Origin of the sequence: Rhizobium sp. BR 249, from assembly GCF_047445895.1 — a bacterium.
Taxonomy (GTDB): Bacteria; Pseudomonadota; Alphaproteobacteria; order Rhizobiales; family Rhizobiaceae; genus Rhizobium.
On record NZ_JARWKX010000013.1, the window covers coordinates 40,909 to 63,618 of the forward strand.

The 22,710-nt window shown below is 55.3% G+C and carries 22 protein-coding genes and 2 pseudogenes; 9 read left to right on the top strand and 15 right to left on the bottom strand.

Annotated features, from left to right (window positions below):
* Positions 1-138 precede the first annotated feature (138 nt).
* The 4 genes from QD408_RS14085 to QD408_RS14100 are packed head-to-tail and all read right to left on the bottom strand — an operon-like array spanning position 139 to position 2,203.
* Positions 139-1,284, bottom strand: a complete 1,146-nt coding sequence (locus QD408_RS14085) for a site-specific integrase (RefSeq protein WP_414139718.1) — start codon at positions 1,282-1,284, stop codon at positions 139-141.
* Complete coding sequence (locus QD408_RS14090; protein ID WP_414139719.1) at positions 1,281-1,526, bottom strand: type II toxin-antitoxin system Phd/YefM family antitoxin; 246 nt, start codon at positions 1,524-1,526, stop codon at positions 1,281-1,283. The genes QD408_RS14085 and QD408_RS14090 overlap by 4 nt, the downstream gene beginning before the upstream one ends.
* 12 nt (positions 1,527-1,538) lie before the next feature.
* Positions 1,539-1,916 carry a type II toxin-antitoxin system VapC family toxin gene (locus QD408_RS14095; RefSeq protein WP_414139720.1) on the bottom strand — a complete coding sequence of 126 codons (378 nt, stop codon included), beginning with the start codon at positions 1,914-1,916 and terminating at the stop codon, positions 1,539-1,541.
* The gene (locus tag QD408_RS14100; protein ID WP_414139721.1) at positions 1,913-2,203 is read right to left on the bottom strand and encodes a type II toxin-antitoxin system Phd/YefM family antitoxin; all 291 of its coding nucleotides are present in this window, start codon (positions 2,201-2,203) and stop codon (positions 1,913-1,915) included. The genes QD408_RS14095 and QD408_RS14100 overlap by 4 nt, the downstream gene beginning before the upstream one ends.
* Positions 2,204-2,383: 180 nt before the next feature.
* On the opposite strand from QD408_RS14100, the gene QD408_RS14105 reads away from it, so the two are divergent.
* Positions 2,384-3,541 (top strand): RHE_PE00001 family protein, encoded by a 1,158-nt coding sequence (locus tag QD408_RS14105; protein WP_414139722.1) that lies wholly within the window; start codon positions 2,384-2,386, stop codon positions 3,539-3,541.
* A gap of 106 nt (positions 3,542-3,647) precedes the next feature.
* Here the strand turns inward: QD408_RS14105 and QD408_RS14110 are convergent, their stop codons facing one another.
* Positions 3,648-4,409, bottom strand: coding sequence for a hypothetical protein (locus QD408_RS14110; RefSeq protein ID WP_414139723.1), 762 nt, complete (start codon positions 4,407-4,409; stop codon positions 3,648-3,650).
* Positions 4,410-4,599: 190 nt separating this feature from the next.
* On the opposite strand from QD408_RS14110, the gene QD408_RS14115 reads away from it, so the two are divergent.
* Complete coding sequence (locus tag QD408_RS14115) at positions 4,600-4,782, top strand: hypothetical protein (protein ID WP_414139724.1); 183 nt, start codon at positions 4,600-4,602, stop codon at positions 4,780-4,782.
* Here QD408_RS14115 and QD408_RS14120 read toward each other — a convergent pair.
* The 3 genes from QD408_RS14120 to QD408_RS14130 form a co-directional block, all read right to left on the bottom strand.
* A complete protein-coding gene (locus QD408_RS14120) occupies positions 4,773-5,321 on the bottom strand; it encodes a hypothetical protein (protein ID WP_414139725.1) in 549 nt (182 codons plus the stop codon). The genes QD408_RS14115 and QD408_RS14120 overlap by 10 nt on opposite strands.
* Before the next feature lie 720 nt (positions 5,322-6,041).
* Positions 6,042-7,037, bottom strand: coding sequence for a caspase family protein (locus tag QD408_RS14125; protein ID WP_414139726.1), 996 nt, complete (start codon positions 7,035-7,037; stop codon positions 6,042-6,044).
* Entirely contained in the window at positions 7,034-7,423 is a 390-nt protein-coding gene (locus tag QD408_RS14130; RefSeq protein ID WP_414139727.1) for a TIR domain-containing protein, read from the bottom strand. The genes QD408_RS14125 and QD408_RS14130 overlap by 4 nt, the downstream gene beginning before the upstream one ends.
* Positions 7,424-7,611: 188 nt before the next feature.
* Between QD408_RS14130 and QD408_RS14135 the strand changes: the two genes are divergently transcribed.
* Positions 7,612-8,517 carry a hypothetical protein gene (locus QD408_RS14135; protein WP_414139728.1) on the top strand — a complete coding sequence of 302 codons (906 nt, stop codon included), beginning with the start codon at positions 7,612-7,614 and terminating at the stop codon, positions 8,515-8,517.
* A 13-nt stretch (positions 8,518-8,530) separates the two neighbouring features.
* On the opposite strand, the gene QD408_RS14140 is transcribed toward QD408_RS14135, so the two are convergent.
* The 3 genes from QD408_RS14140 to QD408_RS14150 form a co-directional block, all read right to left on the bottom strand.
* Positions 8,531-9,877, bottom strand: a complete 1,347-nt coding sequence (locus tag QD408_RS14140; RefSeq protein ID WP_414139729.1) for a metallophosphoesterase family protein — start codon at positions 9,875-9,877, stop codon at positions 8,531-8,533.
* A gap of 13 nt (positions 9,878-9,890) precedes the next feature.
* Positions 9,891-10,160 carry a hypothetical protein gene (locus QD408_RS14145; protein ID WP_414139730.1) on the bottom strand — a complete coding sequence of 90 codons (270 nt, stop codon included), beginning with the start codon at positions 10,158-10,160 and terminating at the stop codon, positions 9,891-9,893.
* Between the two features lie 236 nt (positions 10,161-10,396).
* On the bottom strand, positions 10,397-11,353 hold the full coding sequence (locus QD408_RS14150; RefSeq protein WP_414139731.1) for an IS481 family transposase: 957 nt from the start codon (positions 11,351-11,353) through the stop codon (positions 10,397-10,399).
* A gap of 656 nt (positions 11,354-12,009) precedes the next feature.
* Between QD408_RS14150 and QD408_RS14155 the strand changes: the two genes are divergently transcribed.
* Positions 12,010-13,230: a S8 family peptidase gene (locus tag QD408_RS14155; protein WP_414139732.1), complete on the top strand. Its 1,221-nt coding sequence runs from the start codon at positions 12,010-12,012 to the stop codon at positions 13,228-13,230.
* Positions 13,231-13,289: 59 nt separating this feature from the next.
* Here the strand turns inward: QD408_RS14155 and QD408_RS14160 are convergent.
* Positions 13,290-13,427 (bottom strand): annotated as a pseudogene (locus QD408_RS14160) (IS110 family transposase); the annotation flags it as partial.
* 73 nt (positions 13,428-13,500) lie between these two features.
* On the opposite strand from QD408_RS14160, the pseudogene QD408_RS14165 reads away from it, so the two are divergent.
* The 5 genes and pseudogenes from QD408_RS14165 to QD408_RS14185 all read left to right on the top strand — a co-directional run.
* Positions 13,501-13,871: pseudogene (locus tag QD408_RS14165) on the top strand (integrase core domain-containing protein); the annotation flags it as partial.
* A gap of 114 nt (positions 13,872-13,985) precedes the next feature.
* Positions 13,986-15,011 (top strand): CHAT domain-containing protein, encoded by a 1,026-nt coding sequence (locus tag QD408_RS14170; RefSeq protein WP_414139733.1) that lies wholly within the window; start codon positions 13,986-13,988, stop codon positions 15,009-15,011.
* A 168-nt stretch (positions 15,012-15,179) separates the two neighbouring features.
* Complete coding sequence (locus QD408_RS14175) at positions 15,180-15,839, top strand: hypothetical protein (protein WP_414139734.1); 660 nt, start codon at positions 15,180-15,182, stop codon at positions 15,837-15,839.
* A 4-nt stretch (positions 15,840-15,843) separates the two neighbouring features.
* On the top strand, positions 15,844-16,500 hold the full coding sequence (locus tag QD408_RS14180) for a hypothetical protein (RefSeq protein WP_414139735.1): 657 nt from the start codon (positions 15,844-15,846) through the stop codon (positions 16,498-16,500).
* Between the two features lie 76 nt (positions 16,501-16,576).
* The gene (locus tag QD408_RS14185; protein WP_414139736.1) at positions 16,577-18,661 is read left to right on the top strand and encodes a hypothetical protein; all 2,085 of its coding nucleotides are present in this window, start codon (positions 16,577-16,579) and stop codon (positions 18,659-18,661) included.
* A 282-nt stretch (positions 18,662-18,943) separates the two neighbouring features.
* Here the strand turns inward: QD408_RS14185 and QD408_RS14190 are convergent, their stop codons facing one another.
* Genes QD408_RS14190 through QD408_RS14200 form a run of 3 tightly spaced genes read right to left on the bottom strand, consistent with a single transcriptional unit; the run spans position 18,944 to position 22,461 of the window.
* On the bottom strand, positions 18,944-20,089 hold the full coding sequence (locus QD408_RS14190) for a hypothetical protein (RefSeq protein WP_414139737.1): 1,146 nt from the start codon (positions 20,087-20,089) through the stop codon (positions 18,944-18,946).
* A 20-nt stretch (positions 20,090-20,109) separates the two neighbouring features.
* Complete coding sequence (locus QD408_RS14195) at positions 20,110-21,540, bottom strand: DUF2272 domain-containing protein (RefSeq protein ID WP_414139738.1); 1,431 nt, start codon at positions 21,538-21,540, stop codon at positions 20,110-20,112.
* A 12-nt stretch (positions 21,541-21,552) separates the two neighbouring features.
* Positions 21,553-22,461 (bottom strand): hypothetical protein, encoded by a 909-nt coding sequence (locus QD408_RS14200; protein ID WP_414139739.1) that lies wholly within the window; start codon positions 22,459-22,461, stop codon positions 21,553-21,555.
* Between the last annotated feature and the right edge of the window lie 249 nt (positions 22,462-22,710).

Below are 22,710 nucleotides of genomic sequence, written 5' to 3' on the forward strand. Positions count from 1 at the left end.
ATCTTGAGGCGGTAGGAGCGAAACGACATGCCGATGGTTCCTCACGTGATCGATACGTCGCTGGCGTCGACATATTGGCAAATCATGTCGATGAAATCCAAATTTAGCGACATATGCACTGGGCTGCCAGCGGTGGGATCAGGTAATTAACCGCGCCGCGCCGCCGCTTCGCCGCGTCGCGCTATTGTAATAGCTCGATGCCTGTTGAACGGAGCGATGTCGCGACTGCTCCATCGCCTCCGGAAGGGGAATTCCCCGGCTGGCCGCCTCGGTCAGATATCCTGATCGCAGCCCGTGCGCGGAAAACTCCCCCACCTTCAACCCGGCCTGCTTTACCCGCTGCTTGACGATGTCATTGACCGCCTTCGGATCGAGCGCCCGGCGGCTGACATTGCCCCAGCGATCGATTGCTCGAAACATACTGCCGCCGTCGATCTTCGCAGCCGTCAGCCAGGCGTTCAGGGCGTCCACCGGACGGCCGGTGAGATAGACCACCTCGTCCTGGTCGGCGCCCGAGGTCTTCGTCCGGCCGAGGTGGATCGAGAGCGAGGGGAGGGGGCTGCCGTCTTCGCCGGTGACCGGTGGTTCGACCGTCAGCTGCTCTTTTCGTAGGTTGGCGATTTCGCTGCGCCGACGGCCGCCGGAGGCGAAGGCGACCATCAGGATCGCGCGGTCGCGGATATCGCGCAGGCTGTCGCCGCCGCAGGTCGCCAGTAGTTGCGACAGCACGTCGCCGGTGACCGCCTTGGCGCTCTTGCGGCGGCGTGGCCGAGGCACGGCGCGCACGGCGAGGCGGATGGCAGACTTGAGGGCAGGGGAGGCGAAGGCGCCATCGAGGCCGCGCCATTTGGTCAGCGTCGACCAATTGGCCAGCCGCCGGCGCACGGTGTCCGGCGCATGCGGCCCGACGGCCCGCAGGAAGCCGCTATCGCGCAAGGCGTGGTCGATGGCGGCCGGCATGCCGTGCTCCGGATCGCTCTGCCGTTTCGCCGGGTCCCAGAGATGATGAGCGACGAATTTCAGCAGCAGCGCTTCCGGCGCAGGCCAGGGGAGGGGATTGCCGGTCGCTGCGAGCGACCAGGCTTCGAGGTAGGCGAGGTCGGAGGTCAGCGCCCGCAACGTGTTCTCCCCCATGCCTTCGCTGACGAGGTGCTTGAGCGTTTCGACGTCCTGATCGGTCAGGAGTTCCGCGAGCTTGTCACGGCGGTCAATCGGCAACACCGCGGCGATCGTGTCGAGCTGCTCTGCGCGGCTTTCGATCGACGTTGGTGACGCGCCGCTCATTGCGGCAGTCCGTTCTCGTCATAGAGTTCGTCGTGGTTCGAGGTCCGATCACCGATCGCCGAGCGACCCGCGGCTGCCAGTGTCAAAAAATCATCTCTCGTGCCTTGGCCCGGCTTCACGATCGCCGTGAGGACAGCGATGGGCCGCCCGGCTCGGCAGATGACGACCTCGTCATTGCGCCGGGCGAGATCAAGCAGCTCTTCAAGTTCGGCCGCTTCGGGAATATCGGCAAAAACCGTCATCACTATTGCGCCTCACCAGACCCGTTCGTGCAGCACGGTGTCGAACGCGGCGTCGAGCGACAGGAAGGCGCAATGCTCCAGCCGCGTCTGCGCGGCGAGAATACGATCCCAGGGATCGCGGTGATCCCAATCAAAGCTTGCTGCCAGTTCGGCATGCAGATCGCTGATATCAAGCGTCTGCAGGCCGCTGCCGGCAACTGCGGCACGCAGTTCCTGCGGTTTCAGATCGAGTTTTTTCAGCCGCATCTTGTTGTCGAGCTCGTAGAAGGAGACGGCGCTGACGAGGATCGTGTTGGCCTTGTCCTCGATCAGTACCCGGGCTTTTTCGGACAGCCGGTCGCTGCCGATCGTCCACCAGTAGACGGCGTGGCTGTCGAGCAGCACCTTCATGGCTTGGGCTCGCGGTCGGCCGGCTTGCCCTGCCAGACGCCGACATCGTCATTGAAGTCGCCGGCGTCGATCGCCGCCTGTTCGGCATCGACATCGTCGAACAGGTCGTCGGGCAGGCCGCGCTGGCGCAGCAGCCCGAACGGCCGCTTGCCGCCGTCGGCCGGGCCGATGCGGGCGTAGACTTCATTGCCGCGCATGATGACGATTTCCTCGCCCTGGTTGGCGCGTTCGAGCACCTCGGCGAAGTTTTTGCGCGCCTCGCTGATCTTGTAGCTGGTCTGGGGCATTTTGCGCTCCGATTTTCGGTCTCAAACTGCACGATACCACTGCAAACGCCTACGTACAAGGCGTCTGTACATCTCACATCCGATAACGATTGCTTATCGAAGGTTAGCGCATCAACCACCAGCCATACGCAGTGAGGAACCGTACCTTTCAGATAGAGTTCGTTTAGCAAATCATTTACCATGATTTCAATGTCTTACGATCTCGCGAAAATCAGCATATCAACCCTGATGCGGCCGGCTTTTGACGCCGGTGTCGCCCTCACTCGTCTCGACGAGCGCATCGCCCGTTCTCCGGTCGCAAGCGGGTGGATCGAACGCCAAAATTTCGCCGATGCCTGCGCCTCGCTATGGATCGATGGCGAACTCGTCCACCTCGAGGACCTCGTCCTCCACGACGCCACCAAGGATATTCGCACCCCAACCCACGAACTCACCATCGCTCGCGACGTTCTTCGCACCCGAAGGCGCATTGCCACTCAGTCATCCGACTGGGCGTTATCGACCGAGGGTATCCGAGCGTTGCGACAGACTCAGGCGTGGCCCGGACCATTGGACGGTCCTGACAGCGCCGCGAACGACCGCAGAGTTGAGCCTGCAAGATTGGTCGAGCAGGAAGGGGAGGATATAGATGACGTCGAAAATCTTCCGGGTGTAGACTATGCCGACATCGATGCAGTGCTGGCCCGATCGGCGGCGGCCATCGAGGACGCCACACGTCCCGGCCACGCCGGCGGCCGTGCGACGGCCAGCCGTCCTGAAAAGGATCCGATGATCTATGATCTCGACTGGGATGAGGATGCGCGTCTCGAAGAATGGCGCGGCGTGCTGCGGCAGGTTCAAGACCTGCCGGCGGTGCTGTGGGCGATCGTCGCCCTCGATGCCTGGAACGAACTGTCTGTGCTCCAGCACGCGCCCTGGCTTGGCCGGCTGTTCGCTGCCGCTATCCTGCGCGAGGCCGGCATCACCACCGGCGCCCACCTGCCGGCGATCAATCTCGGCCTGAAAACCATTCCCGTCGATCGGCGCCGCCATCGCGATCGGGAGACCCGGCTGCTCGCCATGGCCCAGGGATTTCTAGCGGCCGCCGAGATCGGTATGAAGGAACATGACCGGCTGACGTTGGCGCGCACCCTGTTTGAGCGGAAGCTGGAGGGGCGGCGGACGTCGTCGAAATTACCGGAGCTGGTCGAGCTGGTGATGGCAAAGCCGTTGGTCTCGGCCGAGATGGTGGCCAAGACGCTGGAGGTGACGCCGCAGGCGGCGCGGCGGATTGTTTTGGAGTTAGGCCTCAGGGAGATGACCGGGAGGGGGAGGTTTCGGGCGTGGGGCGTCACTTAGACGGCCCTGTTACCCGGCAAAGCGGAGAAGCTCGCATCTGCAGAGGCTCCTCGAAGGCCTTCCCGTCTGATGCTATCGAAGGCGCTGCCGTGGACGGCAAAGGGGGTCAGCTCTCGCTCCTTAGTGTGTTAAACATCTCTACTACTTCTTGGTCTATATAAGGCCCTTCACTGCGCCCACTATAGCGACCTTCATCGTCATCGCGCTCAGGATAGTGCTCGCTTTCCCATTCGTCCTGTGCCTCCTTCACGCGTTTCACAAGTTCATCTACATCAGCGCCGATATAGGTTTGGAACAGATCTAGATCCTCCAACATGCGGTCAAACTCCTCGGTTGACCTGCAATCCGAAAGCTCGTCGCGGAAGCTCTTGGTCTCGTAGGCCTCAAAAGCTAGCCGCAGCCCTTGCATAATCGGAGACTCCGCGTCGCCCTCCGTATCGAGAGCACCAACGAGCTCTGTCAGTTCGCCACCGGTACAGTGTGTTTTCGCATCTTCCAAAGCTGCGGTCGTAAGCTCAACCGCAATTTGGTCATCCGTATCACCATTGCCGGTCCCGGTGAAATCCTGCTCGACGATTTCGAGCTCCGGATCGTTGAATGCGGCATGCTCCCTGTTGATCCCCATATCGAGAATCGCCACGACGGCGCCTTCGCCGTCATAGACCGGATTTCTCCCACAGACGGCCTCGACACCCCATGACCGACCTGCAAGCACCACTGCCTCGACCTGCTGGCGGCTGGTGGCTTGGCTTGTCTTGCGCGGCGCAATCAGCTTGAGCGGCATCGGCCGTCCATAGGCTTCGATTGTCTCGTCCCGCGCGGCCTTGCGCAGCGCGTCGGGACTGGCATCGACGACCTCGAGTTCCATGATCTGCGCCTTGGGGTGCGTTGTCCCGGAGCCGGCTCCGGGCCCCGCCCGCCGCGGAAGGTTTCCGTCGTTGCGATCGACTTTAGAATGAGCAACTTTTCCATCGAGAGGTCCCCTGTTTGGCCTATCCTTTTACAATCTAGGGGTTATTGTCAAAGTGAGTTTTCGCTCCAATTTTTTCGAGGGATGCATGAAGATCCTCTATGTGGCATCCCAGGCGCCGGAAGCGGAGTCACTCGCTGTTGCCCGCGAGATTATGGACCTGCAACAGAGCCTGTCGGAATCCTCCAGCGACGTCCTCAAGACAGTGTTCCTGCCGGACATTACGATCGAGGAGCTTCCGTCGGCCGGCGAACAGCGACATCAGTCGTAAAGCTTCGGCGGTTCTCCACGTCTTTTGTAGACCGCTTGAACTCGGCCTCCCCATTGGTCGAGCAAGTGACGAAACTCATCACTTTTTATGTAGGGCTTCTCGGACGAAAGGCTGAACTCGGGCAGATACAGGCCTGTGACACCCTTCTCGAGGACACCTTCGGGCAACACCCCTTCTTCACGTAGGATCAAGATCGGCAATCCCAGCTGGAACGCCATCGCCGGCTCAATTTGGCAATAAGGGCTCGTAAGCCAGAGATTGCCATCAGTTCGCTCTTCGAACCCCTCTATATCAGCGCTGGGATATTTGGTGGCCGCGAGTGCATGAGTTCGCCTGAAGGCGATCGAAACGAGACCGCAGCAATGGGTAAGAAGCCGTCTAATGCCAACTAGCGGAGCATCATAGTCATAGCTGCTGCCAGGCCCGAGCGTCAGAGGTTCGAAGCCGCGCGCTTGCAGCTCCGTTTTGAACTGACCGACAAATTCCAATTGCGCCGAAAGATGGGGGCTCGGTCTGCTAACAAAAACAGGTATCTTCACAATGACATCTCACTCGTCTCCAGGTTGTTTGAGCGTTTTGCAGAGGTCGGCCAAATTTTGGCCACTCACCACATCTCCGTGGGAAGGTATCCGCGGCATTTATTCGCTCCGTGCCAACGAGAGGGATTTCCGTCGCATCGGTTATCATGCGCCAGGCAACAGCCACTTAAGCGAACGCCTGGCGACGGGGCAAGATGAAAAGTTGTATATCAACGCGACTTTGTTCCGACAATGGGCCAAAGTGCACGGGAATACTATAAGAAGGTATGCCAACGCTATCCCGCTTTATGGAATATCATTTACCGGATACCGGTTTATTCGTCTCGCTTTATCATTCCGTCAAATCTGTTCAAGTGGTGGTTCTTTCAGATCGAACGACGCATGCAGGCCTATATGACCATAATAAATGCGGGAAGCTGCCGGCGAGCCGCCTCTCGTCGGAGCGCAAGTGGCAGACCGCCAGGATACATGAAAGGTGCGGCGTTTTTCGCAAAGGACGCGATCTTGGCAGTTTTGTTCCTACCAGTGTTCTTCAGCATCGGGTTATTGATAGCCATTATTTTCGGCTTGATCGGCGGCATCCCGCGCGATGCGCCGGACAGACATCTACATAGATTTTTATTCGGACCAAGCGAGACGGAAACCCAAGTGATCCCCACTGCTATGCGCCTATGTTATTCCGAGCATCTGCCTAACGTCAGCCATACATCGACGATCAAACTAGAAGCGTTTCTTCTCTGCCAATCGCCGGTAATGCGCGCCTTGGGATGTCAACCTGAAGCCGGTACTGTACATTGCTGCATGCCAGGGGAACGGCTGATCGACTGGAGCGACCAGATTTACTTTGTAGTAGGTTTGTAGATCCCGAAAGATGGCTTCGTTTTCTGGGATAACGGGCATGTCCTTGTATTCTTCCGTAAACTCGCCGCGACCGGACTCGAAGCTCGGATCGACTTTGAGAATGTATCCTGGCGTTGGAAAATAGTCCTTCAGCTTGCGAAGCTGTATCCGAGGCACTTTGGGTGCCACCTCACGAAGGGTAATGAACTGTTGGACATTTGCTTTGTAGACAGGGCGCTGTTCGAAACCGCCCAACGTTTGGTCAACGAGGGAGTAAAGCGATGGAGGCGTAATGCGGCCTAAGACATCGGACGCGCTGCCGTTAAGCCCATCTAGCAAAATACCGGTAAACAGACCGTGGCCGTCGTGTTCAGCGGCCGCTTGATTCCTGTCGGCCGCAGCGAGAATGGTCACACCTTTGCCAATCACGGAAATACTGCTGTTGCCGAGGGCGGGAAGCTCGCCAACAAACCCGGAATGGCAACTATCGAGGATAATGACCGTAGAACTGATCTCACTGTGTGCAGCGTTTGCCATATTGATGATGTCAGCCAACGAGATGCCCGGTACCGCCTTGGTAAAGTCCTGGCTGACGAGATAACCCCGGTTCGTTTCAGCGTCGAGAAGACCGTGACCGGCGAAATAGAATACGACGACATCTGCCTTACCTTTGAAAAGGATCCGCAGGCCCTCGTCCATGGCTTCTGTCGTCACCTTTTCGGTGTCGCTTGTCAGGGTGATGACGTCGAAATTCGGGTCGCCGTTGCCGTGGGTTGCCAATTTATCTGCAACCGCCATCGCATCCGCCACGCAACCCTCCAGGTTGTCCTGCGCCTCACCGTAGTCGTCAATGCCGATGACAACAGCGCGTTTCATCGACTTCCTCCAATCAAGCTCTTGAGATTAGCCCACGTCCATTTATAGAGTTTGTCCGTATTCCTTGCCGCTCTGGGCATTACATTGCCGCCCTCGGAACGCCCCGCAAGCATGAAATATGAGACGCCTTCTTCCTGAGCGATCTTGACCTCGGCACTTACACCGGTCGCAGTATCGGTGTGTTTACCGCAGATAACGCAGACCACGTCAACTGCAAGAATCCGCCTGCGGGCATGCGCCTTCCAATTTTCATCGATGTGTTCCTTGATCGACCAATCGGCAAGCGAAAACGGGCTGTCGTCATTTTTCGACTGCCCAATTAAGAGGGTCTTGAGGTCTTCATCGTGATCATAGTCAAAGCTCATGAATACTTTTGTTTTCGCCATTCTATTCTCCAATCGTCGGCAAAAAAGCCTATCACCGAACTCCATACGGTTGATTTGGTCAGCACACAGACTGCCCTCATTTCTCAATCTTCGGTTTCGTGCTCCCGGCCGATATCGTCCCGCGATTCGCATTCCCGCTCAACTGAAAATCGTGTAAAATACACCCATATAGCACGTAGAGGACGTCCATGCTGCCTGATTTAAGCAAGGCTCACGCCGGCGCGATCGCAATACTGGCGGCACTTATGTTTACCTTTCACCAGTGGCCCGGGTCTTTGGTCGTAAAGATCTTGTCCGGTGTCTTCGTTCTGGCCTTCATCGTGCGCCTTCTCGCTCATGCCTACGAGTTTGGAATCAACAGGAAGGTCTTTGGTTCAGAGGACCGTAAGATCTTTTTACCCGATCTCGAATTACGCAAGGCGGTCGCTCTCTTTCGAGGTTTCTCGGAAGCGGGTGAAGACAACCTGATGTTTGCCGTCACATGCTATGCTGTGACCGTCGCGATTGCGGGATTGATCGCTAATCCTTGGTGGATAGCGATCTCCGCGTTGCTATTTTCTTTTGCGAGCGCACACAGTACACGAAGTACCTGGCCAGGTTTTACCCTCCTGCTTGGAAGTTCGAGCGACCCAAAATTTGCTCCTTTTCTGTCTCGGGTGAGCTCGGCAACATGGCCGCACAATACGACTACCATGGTCAACTTCCCCAGACCACGTGAGCTGGAAGCGGAGCTGGATCACGTGCTGCGGAACCGATTGCGAAATGTCATCGTATCGTGGGAGGCGGCAGTTGAGGCCCATGCGAGCATGGCGAAGGTGATCGTCGTCAATATAGATGACCTGAGAGAATCGGTGACCACCGAACTACACCTCATCGACAGTAAGGCGCTCTGGCATAAAACAATCGTTTTTTCACGCGGGGGAACCGAGGCAGTTCTTGGTGGTATTTCCTTCAAGGATTCGCCAACAGCCGGCGGCGCTATCGTGACGTCAAGCGTCTCGAACGTCGGAAATGTTATCAAGTCAATGACGCGCGGCGGCGCGCCGTTTCCGACGCCTGAGATCCCAATATTAAGGCTTGCTAGCGAGGCTTGAGGTTCTTCGGCAGCTAAAAACTCTCCACATATACCAACTTGCTCTCACCGTTGGAGACCTGAAAATAAGAGGCGTCGCATGACACGTTGCTGAGCTTCAACACAGCAAAACCGTTGTTCCAAACGCCGCCGGTTGTTGCCACCATCGTATTGGAAACGATTTTTGGCGCGTCTAGCAGGCCTGCAACCGGTTCATAGATATCCTCAAGATCGGGGACGGGGATGGCGCCGTTTCCAATGCAACGCCCGCGTTGAAGGCCTGCGAACTCATGATAGATAGTCAGCGAATGCTCATGCCCCCAAAACCATCCCGCGATCTTTCCCTTTGCAGCGAGGGCCTCGAATGCCTTCATAAGCTTGGGATTGAGGGGAGAGCGCGTGCCATCTTTCTCAGGTCCAATCGCAGAGAACGCGGAAAAAAGCTGGTGGTGGGACAGAAGAATTGTCTGGCCGTTGAATTCCTGCATCCGGTCGCAAAGCCAATTCAGCTCGTCATCTTCGATCCATGTCGTCACGTCGCTGACGCTATATGGGCTGTGATCGTGCAGTCCCGTGTCCATGGCCAGGAACTGCCAGCTATCGTCGTCAGCACGCAAGCAAAAAAAACTTGCCTTTTGTTTGAAAGGATCTCCGTTGAGCCTTGAGATTAGGTCGTAGTACCCTACCCCGCCGCAATACATGTCGTGGTTGCCGGAGAGTGTATAGACATTGCAGTTGCGATTTGCACGTAGCGTGCCATTTATCGGTGCTAAGAAGTTCTCCTCACATTCGTTCGGCGTTCCAGAGTAATAGATATCGCCCAGATGGATCAGCACGTCGGGCTCGAGCTCTCTGATGGCTCCAAGCACCTGAATCGCAGGCTGAGCTCCTGTGCCCCAGTCGGCGACCAGTGCGACACGCGCCTCGGACTTCATCGGGATGATTTGCCGGCCAATGACCGAGGGGCTAACGTATGGGATTTGCCTCAGACCGCCAGCGCCAAAATAGGCGTGATATTCCTTGAGGGTATTCACCCAAGCAGCATCACACGTGCTTCCGGTATATTTGGCGTTGACAGCCGCTCGATCGTCTTCGTTACCTGTGGCAAGCGCCTTGATATACTGAAGTGCAAGCTCAGCGCAGAATTTGCTCGTGCCGCCCAGACTACGGGTCGCAGGCCCACTACCGGCGGGCTTCTGCCCAGTTTCCCTGAGGGCAATATCCGTGGCGATGCTCCGAAGGGATGAACCTGTCCTTTTGAGAGAACGCATCTTCGGCCCAACCGCTTTTGACGGCTCGGTGATCTTTCTAGCAACGTCGTCCACGAGGGACTGGAACATCGACAATGTGGGATCACGGAACGTATCGAAATTTTCAGGCATCAGCTCCTCACTATCAACTTGATATAACCCATTTTTCCACGAGTGGAAGGTATTTCAGGACCTGTTCGCGGTCGCTATCCTTCTCGTCCTCTGACAAATTCTCGAATTTTGTGTCGATTTGCTTCTCCCATCGCTCAACCAGCTCCGCGGGCAGCAAAAGCGAACCATCGTCCTGGATGCGTCCTTTGGAATGAAGATAACGTTGCCAATGGGCCCACCGCTCGTGCTCAATTGCCGCAAGAGCGTCAATCAACGCTGCCCGATTTGCGTTGCCGTTGGCCATAACACCCCCTTATCAAAGCATCTGCCTGCCCAGTCGAGCAGATTTGGCAAGTATGGCAAGCTCAGGAGAGCAGGGCAAATGCTGAGGGCTCAAAGAGTTCAACCTTTGGGCTATCTGGCGAGATTTCCGTCGCTTTCATGACAACGATATCTGCCTGGAATCAAGTGGCGTTTCCGCAGTTACGCCGTTGGGAACAGCGAGATGAAGACTGATTCCATCAGATTGATGGCTGCCGACTAGATGTGGAGCCTCAACAGGTTGTCCCCGATCAGACCGAGTCTACTGACAGGCGGTTTGGATTGTAGGCTGCCGTGCGGGCGATGCCAATTGTAACGGTGGAGCCAGAGCGGCAGGTCGGTGGCGCGCTGCTGCGAGGTTTCGTAGGCCTTGGCATAGGCCCATTCGCGTAGCGCGGTCTGGACGAGGCGTTCGGCCTTACCATTTGTCTTTGGCGTATAGGGTTTGGTGCGGATGTGTTTGATGCTGAGCCGCCGCAGCGCCTTGGCGTATCGATGGGAACGGAAGCTTGTACCGTTGTCGGTCATGACGCGCTGCACCTTGACGCCATGGGCTTTGAAGAAGCGCAAGGCATTGAAGAGAAAGCGCAGACAGGAGCGTCGCGTCTCGTCGGGTAATATTTCCAAATAGGCCAGGCGTGAGTGGTCGTCGATGGCCAGATGGACGTATTCCCAACCGATGCCGCGGCTGTTGCTCTGCCCGGTGCGATCGCCGGTAATGCGGTGGCCGGTCCGGTTGAATTTGCCGAGTTTCTTGATGTCGATATGGATGAGCTCGCCGGGCTGGTCGCGTTCGTAGCGCCGCACTGGCTCAGCCGGAGCCAAGGCCTTGAGCTTGTTCAGGCCAAGGCGCTTGAGGATGCGGCTGACTGTGGCTGGTGAGACACCCGTCTCCTTGGCGACGTGTTGGCCGGTCATGCGCAGGCGGCGTAACGTCTCGATCCGGGCGGCGGTGGCCTGCGAGGTCGGATGATACAGGCGGTGCGGCCGGGAACTGCGATCATCGAGACCGGCCTCGCCCTCCTGTCGATAGCGCCTCACCCATTTGTAAACGGTCTTCACGCAGACGCCGAAAGCCGCGGCGACGGCCATCGGGCGCTGTCCTTCGATCAGCACGCGGTGCGCAATTACCGCTCGACTGCGCGGCGTGAGGCGGGCATTCATATGGATGTCCATTCGGTCCCCCGAGAATCACTGAAGCTTCGACAACCTTAGCTTTCCCGGTCCGGATCGAATGGACAACCTATTGGAAGCTCACAACTAGAGCGTTCACCGCGCGGTAGACGTCCGAAATAGTCTTTATATCCGCACGTACATCAATCTCGAGGCGGAAATCATCGTTTTGATCAATGACTAGTGGGGAAGTGCCAGTCGCGATCATGCCGCGGCTGGCAATATCTTAGCCCCTCGTAGCTTTCGAACGCGTTAAGGAATATAAATGTTGGAAGGTGTAATGGGTCGAGCAAGTCAGCCAGTGCCGCCCCCACTAGCTTAACCAGCTTTCGATCATCTTGGCCGTCAATGCCTCCCATCCGAAACACAGACCGTCAGCTGATCCGCGCACCGTGATGTGCAAGATATCAGGCCTATCGCGTGAGAGAGCCAAGGGAAGCCCTTCAAGAATAACGTCCGGAAAGAATATTCCCTGAACGCTCTCGAAGCTTTCCTTGGCATGCTTTGTTGCAGATCCGTGATTTCGCGCTCTATCGCCAAAGCTTCGGCTTCCGGTGCGCGGAAGCGATGTACAAAATCTTCAGGTCCGCCCCTCTCCCGACAGTGACTCGAACTCAGCATTAATATATTCTAGATTGCGGATCTTTTTGGGGGAAATCTTGGCCAAGCTCATCATGCTCAAGCTCACGGCACCGCGTGCGACCGTAACGAAGTATCGTGGGGGACTGACTCCCAAAACGCTGGAGCGAAAGAGTGTCAACGGCGAAGCCCAGGTCGTCGTGGTGGACGATACCAAAGATGCTTACGAAGAGGCCAGGAGGAGCGATCAGGTCGTGGCTTTCGGTCGTGCGATGCCGCTGAAGCTTATACGGCCGAAAGCCGCGGATGATGACGACCGGGCGGTGGCGGAGACAAAATCAGCGGGGTTCTCATGGGGTCTGCACGCAACCAGTGTGATGGCAACAGCATCTCGCGGGGAGGGGGTCACGGTCGCGGTCCTGGACACTGGAATTCATCAACAGCACCTTGCTTTCCAGGACCCAAAACTGACGATTATTCAGAAAAACTTCACCGCCGGGTCTCCTGAAGACGAGGATGGTCACGGTACGCATTGCGCTGGCACGATATTCGGCCGCGATGTCAATGGCGTCAGGATTGGTGTCGCGCCCGGCGTGACTAAAGCGCTCATTGGTAAAGTTATTGGTGAAGGGGCCGGGACGGAAGCGCTGATCGACGCCATTCAGTGGGCGCTGGCGGGCGGGGCCAATGTAATCTCGATGTCGCTCGGATTTGATTTTGTCTCCTTTCGGGATGAACTTGTTGCCCAAGGTGTTCCCGGCGAGGCCGCCACCTCCGAGGCGCTTGAAGCATTCCGGGAGAACGTGCGGTTATTCGACGCGATCATGCAAATCAATCGTTCGCAAGAGGGATTGAATCGATCGGCGATTATCGTTGCTGCGGCAGGAAATGAAAGCAATCGTCTTGGACACAAGCCCTTCGCGATATCCCGCTCGTCACCTGCCGCTGCGGAAGGCGTGATTTCGGTAGGGGCAATGATGCAAAGCAAAAACGGGCTAAGGGTTGCAGATTTTTCAAACTCCAAGCCGACCTTGGTCGGTCCGGGCGTGGGCATTGTTTCGGCGAAGGCGAATGTCGGAGGAGCCCTGAATGGTCTCGTCGCGATGGACGGAACGAGCATGGCCTGCCCACACGTCGCAGGGCTCGCAGCACTGCACTGGCAAGCGTTCAAAACAGGCACCCGGAGCCCATCGACGATCACGCCAAATCTGCTCAGCTCCTGCGAACTCGACGCGATCGACGCGAGCGATAGAGACATGACGGACATCGGGCGAGGACTGGCGCGCGCACCTCGGGGATAGCAGCAACGTTCAAGGCGTCAGGCATGGTTGGGGCCTACGGCGCGGAAGACCGCCGATCTCGCTTCTTGCTCCTCAGTTTTGACCGCAACGAAGCGCATGGTCGGCCGAGATGCGGCCTCAGCGATAGCTTCCGCATCGGCAGTGGCGTTCTTTTGACGCTTTACGTGGGGCTTGACGTAGGTCGGAGGGATCAGCCGCGTGGTCCGCGCCCGAGCAGTGCGGATGGTTTTGGATCACCAGCGAATATTCCTCGCGATGGGCAGCGGTTTCCTCGATCAGGCGCTTCATGAGCGGCGTCCCGTTCATGGTGGCGGCCTGATTCACCACTCGCACAGGGGCGTTCAATACATGTCGATCAAGTATTCGGAGCGACTGGCCGAGGCAGGCATCGAGCCTTCCGTCGGAACCGTCGGCGACGCTTACGACAACGCCCTCGCCGAAACGGTCAACGGCCTCTACAAGGCCGAGGTCATCCATCGGCGCGGACCGTGGCGCAGCTTCGAAGCGGTGGAATTCGCCACCCTAGAATGGATCGACTGGTTCAACCATCGACGGCTCCTGGATCCCATCGGCAACATCCGCCAGCCGAAGCCGAGGAGCAGTATTACGCCATGCTGGACGAAGCAGCCACGGCCGCATAACTTAAACCAACCAGCCTCCGGCACCGGCGCGGTTCACTCCGTGGAGAAATAGCCGCTTGCAACTTTAGATACTCTGTTCGAATTTTTCTCGACTTCAAGATCAGCGGAGCGACAATGAAAATTGTGTACATCGCGTCTCGCACTCCAACGGCAGAATCGCTCGCGATCGAGCGTGAAATCATGGATCTCAATCAAAGCATCGCGGAGGCGAGCTATGACGTCGTGCAACCGATCTTTCTGCCCGACGTCACCATTGAGGAGCTTCCCCTCTTTCTCTCCCGACACAAGCCGGATATCCTGCACATTGCCGTCCATGGAACGGCTGCCGGTTTATGGTTCGCTCGCGAACCATTCGACGGGGAGGGAGAGCGCCAACCCGTCGAAGTGAGCGGGGAAGCGCTTGCCGATCTGCTCGATCCTTTGGCACTCCCCAAACTGGTTTTCCTCAACGCGTGCGAAAGCCAACATATCGCAAAAATCCTGGCTGGAAGGGGAATGCTGGCCATCGGCACGTCGGCGCCTATTGTCGATCAGGCGGCGGTTGCGATTTCACGCCTTATGTACGAGCGGCTACTGAGCGGATTAAACGTGACGGACGCCTTTAGAGCGATGGCCGCCTTAGTCAGTTGCCATCAGGGAGATGGGATTAAACTTCACCTTGCCGTGCCCGATGGTGGAAGTGCTGCAGTTCCCCTGTATTCAAGGCCGGCCATTATCGCCCGGCTCGATCCGGACACGGAAACGAAGAGCGGCGGTCCGATCGACTGCTACATCGGCGTGCTTGGAGCTCCTTCCGAAACCGTGCAGATCGTGTTCTTCACCGCAGACGAAACATTCGTAGCGGCAAGGCCAAAGCTCAGTTTAGAAGAGAAGCTCACAGAAGTCGTGCGAGATATGCCACGCCGCGGAGAGATTTGGACCAAGACCGCCTGGAGGCCCTCAGGCAATATACGGATCGCCGCCTGTGGTATTTCACCGGCAGGGAAAACTTTCACTGCAACCGGAATGTTGGTGGAAGCGCTCGATCAATACGCTCACAATCGGCCGAGCTCGGCAGCCTATAAAAAGGCCTTAGCAGAAGCACGCATCGCGCTCCTCGAGAACGAGAGTGACGGAAGCATCAGCGACTGGCCTGGATAGTTAAATCCCTCCCCAGGCTCCGCAATCGGCAATAACGATTCATCGATAGACAGCACGCGTTCGGGAAACTTTTAAAAACGGCAAGCAAACAACCGTTTTGGATTGCGTTCAGTTGAATTGGTGCTAGACTGCAACCTCGTCATCTCTCATTTATTTTGTAGGCATACCATGGAGCGTTTGGAATCCGTATCGCGCATTCCTACAGCTATTGATGCGATTGTCGAATGCTTAGACCGAGCGATGGAGGGGCGGGGAACAAAGGACCGGAAGGTCATGTCAGAACTCGGGAAGGTTGCTGACGAGGTCACCACGATCCGCGAGGCAATGATCCAATTTTCGTTTGTCCCGGTCGATATAACACCCTGGAAACACGCCCATCACTGTACAAACCAAATATGGCACACCGAGATGGCGGTTTTGTTCAAGACGTCGAGGCCGGCGGTCGTAAAGCTACTGCGCAATAATCCTGAGAAAATTGCGTTCGAATTGGATAAGGTCAATAATCTCAAATCGTCGCGAAGCCACATTCTCGCACAAGATCGGTTGGCTCTTGACCTGGACCTTCCGGTCAATTTGCAAGAACTTCTGAACCGTGACTCGGTGAGACGGAAGCACTCCTGGGATTCTTTCATTCTATTTTCCATTGAACATCTTCAACAATGTTTCGATGGCGGAGAAGAAGAGATGTTCTGTAAGACGCTCGATGACTACCGGGTGTTCGTCCAAGGTCTCAACCAGGCGTCCGACAACAGACTGCTATCCGGTCTCGGGAAGCTCGGCGACAAGCTCGATGAAATGCGCGGGCGATTGATGGTGAAGGCTCCGTAAGCCAATGAGCGGTTTTTTCAACGGCATCAAAGGTTGGGCATATGACGGACACCGTCTCCTCATTGAGGATATCAGGAGCCGGGATATCGATGAACATTCATTCGGGCAAATTCATCAATATTGCGCGTCGTTGCTTGCGACCGTCGGTATTGTCGCGCGCGCCAGCGAGGCGCAATTGGAGGAGGAGCTTTATGATCTTTATCAATATTGGCAAGGGCGAGCATCATTCGCCAGTGACTATAGCCTTGAATGGGATAGGGTAGGCGTGGCGCCCCTTCCCACAGAAATATTCATGGCTGGAAGTCTCGCAGACGTTCAGGCCGTCATGCACGATGATGTCGTATTTGCCAGTCTTTTTGCGCGCCAGCACCAGCTAGGGAACATTTTCAGCAGAAACCCGCAGCACGAGCTTGAGAAATTCATCGAGCCCTTGGAAAATCGGTTTCTAGAATTGATCGAACAGTCGAGTCACCTTCAATATCATACTTGGGGCAACCGCATCAGGTGGTCGATCTTATTACCCGGCCCATTCTCGCTAATCTATCCAACGAGAGCGTTCGTTGATGAAGTCAACCTCTCTGACCGCGCTTTGAAACTGCTCGGGCAATTAAGCGGTGTTTCGCTCCAATATCTTTATCCGGAGTATGGAAAGGCCGCATAGCAGCATGTCACCAACTCCGAACCTCGGCAATTATTTATCTTCTGTTCAACGGCACATCATTGACGATGAGAGCATCGTGACGGCCTTCGAGGACTTTCCTGACGCCGACGACCTCATACTGTCTTGCGATTTTACGGAAATAAGAGCGTATTGCTATGTTTTTGACGACCATGATGTCAGTTATACAGAGGTCGAAAACCAGGGGCGCCAGATTGCCTTGAATCTGGCCCTTCTTGACGAACTTTTTTTTTCGAAAAGACCGATCATATTACTTCCTACCTACCGAGTAGAGCTCGACAATCTGAGACGAAACCTGCGGCTCGAAAGCCTGTCTGATCTCGCTTCGATGTTGGAAGCGGTCCAAAGCGAGCCGCAGCTCCGAAAGGCGAAAGAGCTGGCGGAGCGGCTCTCAGCGCTCGGTCCCAATGCAAGTCAGCAAGCCGTTCTGGCCAGCCTTCATGACATCTATCAAAATGCTCCAGCCCTCAAAATGCTCCTCGTCAATGAGCTGCAGCCGAGAGAACGCCTTAAACAACTGACCACCCAGGCTCAATTTCGTTCCCCACCTTTGGGACCCAGCCGAGAGGCTCCGCCCTCTCAAAATAGCATTGATTGGTGGAACAAACGTTTGGAAGAACGAAGGCCGGACGCTCCGCGCTCGGCAAATATGATCGACGCGGTCGCGCTTGCAAGGCTTCAGGCCATCAATACTGCAGGCTTCTACAAGCGTCCTTGCGTTTTGGTCACGCGAAGTCGCACGATGCGAGAAATCCTTGCCGACAATCGAGAACAGGCTGAATGCAAGGGTGTGTATCTAATGCATCCACGACTTCTCGGCCTCTACGAAACGATCAAAAAAAGCAACAAAACGTTCAAGGAAGAGATTGAGGACCGTTACTGGCTTTTGAAGGAAACCGTGACTCGGCTGAAAGCTACGGGATCGGACTTTGATCGTGACATGCAGCCTCATCTTGCGCGACTTATTGACGACGTACATCGGCTCTGGGCCGAAACAGATGACCTGACGATCGCGGCTTCAGCTTTCAGCTCAGTGCCGACAGCGCAGACCTTTCGTTTGGCCGAAGAGACATCGATAAAGGAAATACGTCGTTTCATCGGAGACCAAACGCCAGTTCACGAACTGCTATTGAAGCGCGCGTCGGAAGTCGCACGCGATTTCGAAAGAAGTAATGCCGAGATTGCGGTGATCGGCGTCCTGGATCAGCTCGACCGAGAATATCTCGTAGCCCTGGAGGAACGAGCGCAGCGAAACAAGAGCAGGTTGGATCCGATCTACACTGCCAAATTGCCCCTGGAGGAAATGCCTTACTCCCTCCAGATATATGGAGATAGATCAGTCACTTGGCTCGGCAATAGCAAAGATGCGAAATCGATTTTGTCAAGCTTCATCAAAAGCAAGACAGCGGATTCGGACTACGAGCGGCAAGTCGCAACGGGATATTTATTGTCGTCGTTGATGGCTTGGGAAATCGGCCTCGCATTCTTCAATACTGCGATTGCTACCGACGCAGCCACTACCCCAAAACACGAGGCCTATTATTTTCGTGCATTGGCCAGGCGGCATTCAACAAAGGACATCAAATCAGAAACAATCGAAAAGTCGCTTAGGGATATTATTCGCGCCAATGCAATCAAACAAAAGACACGTGGTAGCCAATACTGGGATCCACGCTACCTCAACGAGGCCGGAATTCTGATTGCAATTGCGAAAGAGAAAGCGCCCGACCTAGTCATGGACAATCTTCCTGAGAAGCTCGCGCAAGAACCGCCATCGATCTGGCAGGACACTCTAGCATCGATACGCAACGATGAAGATCTTACAGTGCTCGTTCTCAACAACGTCCTCTACTACTTTACCAAGCAAGGCGATCTGGACAATGTGCAGAAATTCCTAACAACGCTTCAGGAAATATTTTCCGACATTCCTTCGAGCAAGATCCCACCCGCAACTCGCCACACAATGATCATGGCGCGCTTCGCACTCGCGGAGGGAGCGAGAGAGGAGATGGACAGCCTTCTCAACGAGCTGGAGGCTTTAAAAAGCTCGGAGAGAATTTCAGAGAACTTACGCGCTTCTATCGACGAGGACCTCATACACCTGGGGCGGACGTCGGGCGCGGCAGGAACCGTGTGTATCTGAGCCGATGGTAGGCTTGGTACGCCGCTACACAAGCATCCACCCGTGCTGCTTAGTCTCAATTCGTCGATAATGTACTCACGTTGGCATCTGTTCAATCAATCTGCGATGGTGGCCCCTGGTACCATCAGGGTAAGCGCGATTTTCGCTGCACGTTGACGCCAACGCGTTAATCGGTATCGGCCTGCGAGCCACGCGCGTCGGATTTGCAAGCGTTTTGTCCGAGCTGATGATGACTTCACAGAGGATCATGCCGAGTAGCTGGCAGCCGTCATATTTTGTCTTCTATTCGTTGGGTGTAGTTGCACGCCGAGTTTGTTCCTCAGCAGGCGTGACTGAACCTTCCGGCAATCTAGGCATGTCCCCATCCCCATTTAGATCACCACCGTCACCTGTGGGACCGCTCTTCGGCCGCCCCTGCGAGAACTCAACACTCAATATCGAGTCTGTCTGTTTCTGGCGCCAGGCTGCCATTTTCTTGTAAACCGCGTCGATCTCGCTGTCGGATTTAATTGGGCAGTGAATCGCATTTAAATCGGTATTCATCTGCGCGCCGAGCGCGGTTAGATTGAATACGAGCTGAGATTTAAGTGCTGTTTGATCACTTGATGCGTTCAAGGCGGCGTACGCTGTAATGGCGGTTGCCAGTGCTGGCAAAATTATAGCCACAATCTTAATAAACGAAGCTGAGTTGCTTGATCCGCTGCCAAACTGAGAAGAATTTAATGCGGAGACAATCGTAGTCAACATTCCAAGTACGATTAATACTGACGCGTACCAAACAGTTTTACTGCGTAGTCGGCTCAACTCCAGGAAATATTGCCCAGATGTAACGGCAATTTCTTGTGCGAATATTGCGACGCTTTGGAAGAGCCCTTGAGCTCTGCTGTACAACTCACCATTAGATTCCGTCTGTTCAGGTAAGCAGCTATTTAGTAAAAGTTGGACAGACGCTCCTATAGACATTGCCGGATTGTATTTATTATTCTCTTCTGGCTGCCGTCCCAAGTAGACATCTGCATTCTTGAATAGATTTTGTTTGAACTCTGCCACTTCCTCGGGCAGTACGCTAGATGGCACGACGAGGTGAACAAAATAAAGCGTCGACCACACAATTGCGACCACAGCGATCAATAGAATGGCTATTTTTAGCGGCCATGCTAACCAACCTGCGATGGTGGCAGCGAACAGTGCTACCGACTTGAATGCAGTTGCGGTGTCAATTTGCTCTGCCCGCACTTCTGGGTTGGCAACAGGTGCTGGTGCGGGCGCTACTTTGGCATCCTGGGTCACATGGCCCAGAGGAGTTCCGCCCTTGGGCGCAATATTACTCTCAGTGTCGTTTGCCTCCGAGCCTTGTCCGTCAGCCGGCGTCCCGGGTGTGGAAGGGATTTGACCGTCATCGGTTAAATCGTCGTCATTCGTTGGCATGGTTGTTGGCTCCCCGGTATTCAGCCCGCTAGGTTTGTTGAAAGACCTTTCGCTAACATGGCTTGAACTTTTGATGTCGCCTCCCCCTTGGTAACGACACCGTCGTCGTTCGTATCTAGCCCGGCGTTTTGGGTGTAGGCAGGCGTACCTTGCGAAAACAAAACCTGCGCCTCTGGTTTCCCCACCGCCTTAGGATACAGGATTGCCATGTAGACGTCGGACAGACTGTGCATTTTTCCTGAGAACGGAGACATATACTTTTCGACGTATTCCAATTGCTGAACAGCGCTCATCTGCGCAAGCAAATGGATGGTTGTTCCTAGGCTAATTGCAGTTTTTGGCATGAATTGGATAAGCCCCGTCGCATTCGAGTAGGGATTTGTTTTCGATGGTGAGAAGCTTTCCCCGGTTTCGAACGCCATTGCGGCCATGAGGTGGCTGGGATCGCATGAAAGCCTATCAGCAATTGCAACAATGCGAGCGCGAAATTCCGCTGAAACTTTCTTTCCCCAAGCAATGACAGTGGCAGTTGCGGATGGAATTTGTGGCGTCACCACATCTCCCACAGCATCTGTAGGGTCTGATGGTCCATCCTCAAGTTGAGTTACAGGGCGGTCTATACGGCATTCCATTATTGCAAATAATAGCTCACCGGAGACGATCCCCGGCTTGATATATCCGCTCGAATCAAGATCGAGAGGTCGCTTGGTGACAGAATTTCCGACATTCCCACCGACTACCCAAACCTGAGACTCATCCACTTGAACAACAATGTCACTGTGGCCATCATAGTCGCCCGATTTCTGATGATCATAGTCAACACCCGATTCCCGCGCATAGCAGACGATGTCACCGATCAGCGGGCGGTGTTCGTTAAGACGATGGCCCCAGAAGCCCGCTTCAACACCAGCAAGGCGGCGTCGAATTGCCTGGGAAATGAAGACCGAGTGACGACTGGAATATCTGAAGAGAGTCTCATTGTTCCGCACTGATCGCATTATCCAGGAGATAAATGCGGCAGACCACGGATGGTCAGTGTTCGTTCCATCTAAACCCGAAATATTGACCCCAAAACGCCAATATTCACCAATCCTTTTTGCCCATTCGCCTTCTGCTTCCTTATGTCCGACGCGGACAGCTGCGCCGCTGGCGTTATATTCCTGGCGCCCAAAGTATTCCCACTCCTGTTCGCACAGGGTCACTGCGGTGCTCGCATAATCCTGGGAGGCTTCCGTATTCGTCATCGTGATTGGCCCGTGCGCGATGTCGCTCTCGCCTGCTTCAGGTGTGGCCGGATCGACGGACGGAGCCGGCGCGGCGTCAGTCACAATTGCTGTAATCGTGCCGTTTGCCTCGGTAATGAGAATAACGGCTGCGCCCTCCGCCTCGTATATGACCTTGGTCTGCTGGGCCGTGCCAGGGGATAGATTTTGGATAACTCGAGTGACCATTGACAACCACCTCTAGTATCTGATGCCGAGTTCGGCTGCGAGCTTATCGGCAAGTTGGCCATACTGGGGGTTCGTGACGATATCCCCCAGCTTTACTGAAATGTTATCGCGAGAAAGAGCTGCTTTGATTTTGGCTGCAAGTGACTGGTTATAAATTCCGTTAGGCGCTAACGCATTACGCAACGCGACCTGGGACGGTCTCTCAGAGATTTGATATAAGATCGCTGCCTCTTTGTTTTCGACCGCTAGTTGTTCGGCTGCACTAACCGTCGATTGCGCTTTTATAATGCCCCCCGTCATTGTCCCGGCGCGGTAGTAGTCTTCTAGATCAGACAGTGCCATAGCGAGCGGGTATACGCTGTCGTCGTGAGACATCCTCCGGAATATCGTTGCGGCTACATTCGCGCGATTGGCGCGCATCTGAGTCTGTAGCAAGTCGACAGAATTCTTTAGAAGAACGTCATCATTGTAGGCCGCACGCGTTCCAGATAGGCCAGCCGCCACAGCCGAAATAGCTGTTTTAGTGGAGGTAGGCGTGACAAGAGTAGCAGCGGTGTTTAGTGCAATGTTCGCGGATGATCCTACGAAACCAACAGTTTGGCGTTCAGTGGTTAGCGCGTTTTCATATTCCGTATAGGCGACATCCATAGCGTACATGCGGGCGGCTATGTAGTTATTTCGGTATTTTATCCTCTCCCCGGTCGTGGAAGCACTGTAGAATTTGAAATCCGGAGGGCCGACCTGCTGCTTAATCAGCGATGTCTCCTCCGCTGCCGTAAACAGGCGTTGGGGGCCACTCTGTAACGACGGAGTACAGGCTGCTACCATCGCGCAACACGCAAATACTACAATACAAACAATAAAGGTCCGTGCCGCGAGACGCTCAAAGAGCATCTCGCAGTCAACTATAAATACCTGCATTGATACTTACTCCCCAACTAACAGTATTGAATCTCCAGATTTCACCTTTTGTCAATCGGTTTATAGGATGGGTAAACCTTGTCGCGGTTGTGCTTCGAGCATGCCCTGCTAGGCCTAGCAGCCGCCACAACCGCAATTGCCACAGACTGCGGCGCTTACGATTGCCCTTGGTAGGCTCGATGCTGACATCCTGTCATTCGTGGCCATATAAGAGGCAGCGTTGCATTGACCCCAAGAGTATAGCCATTC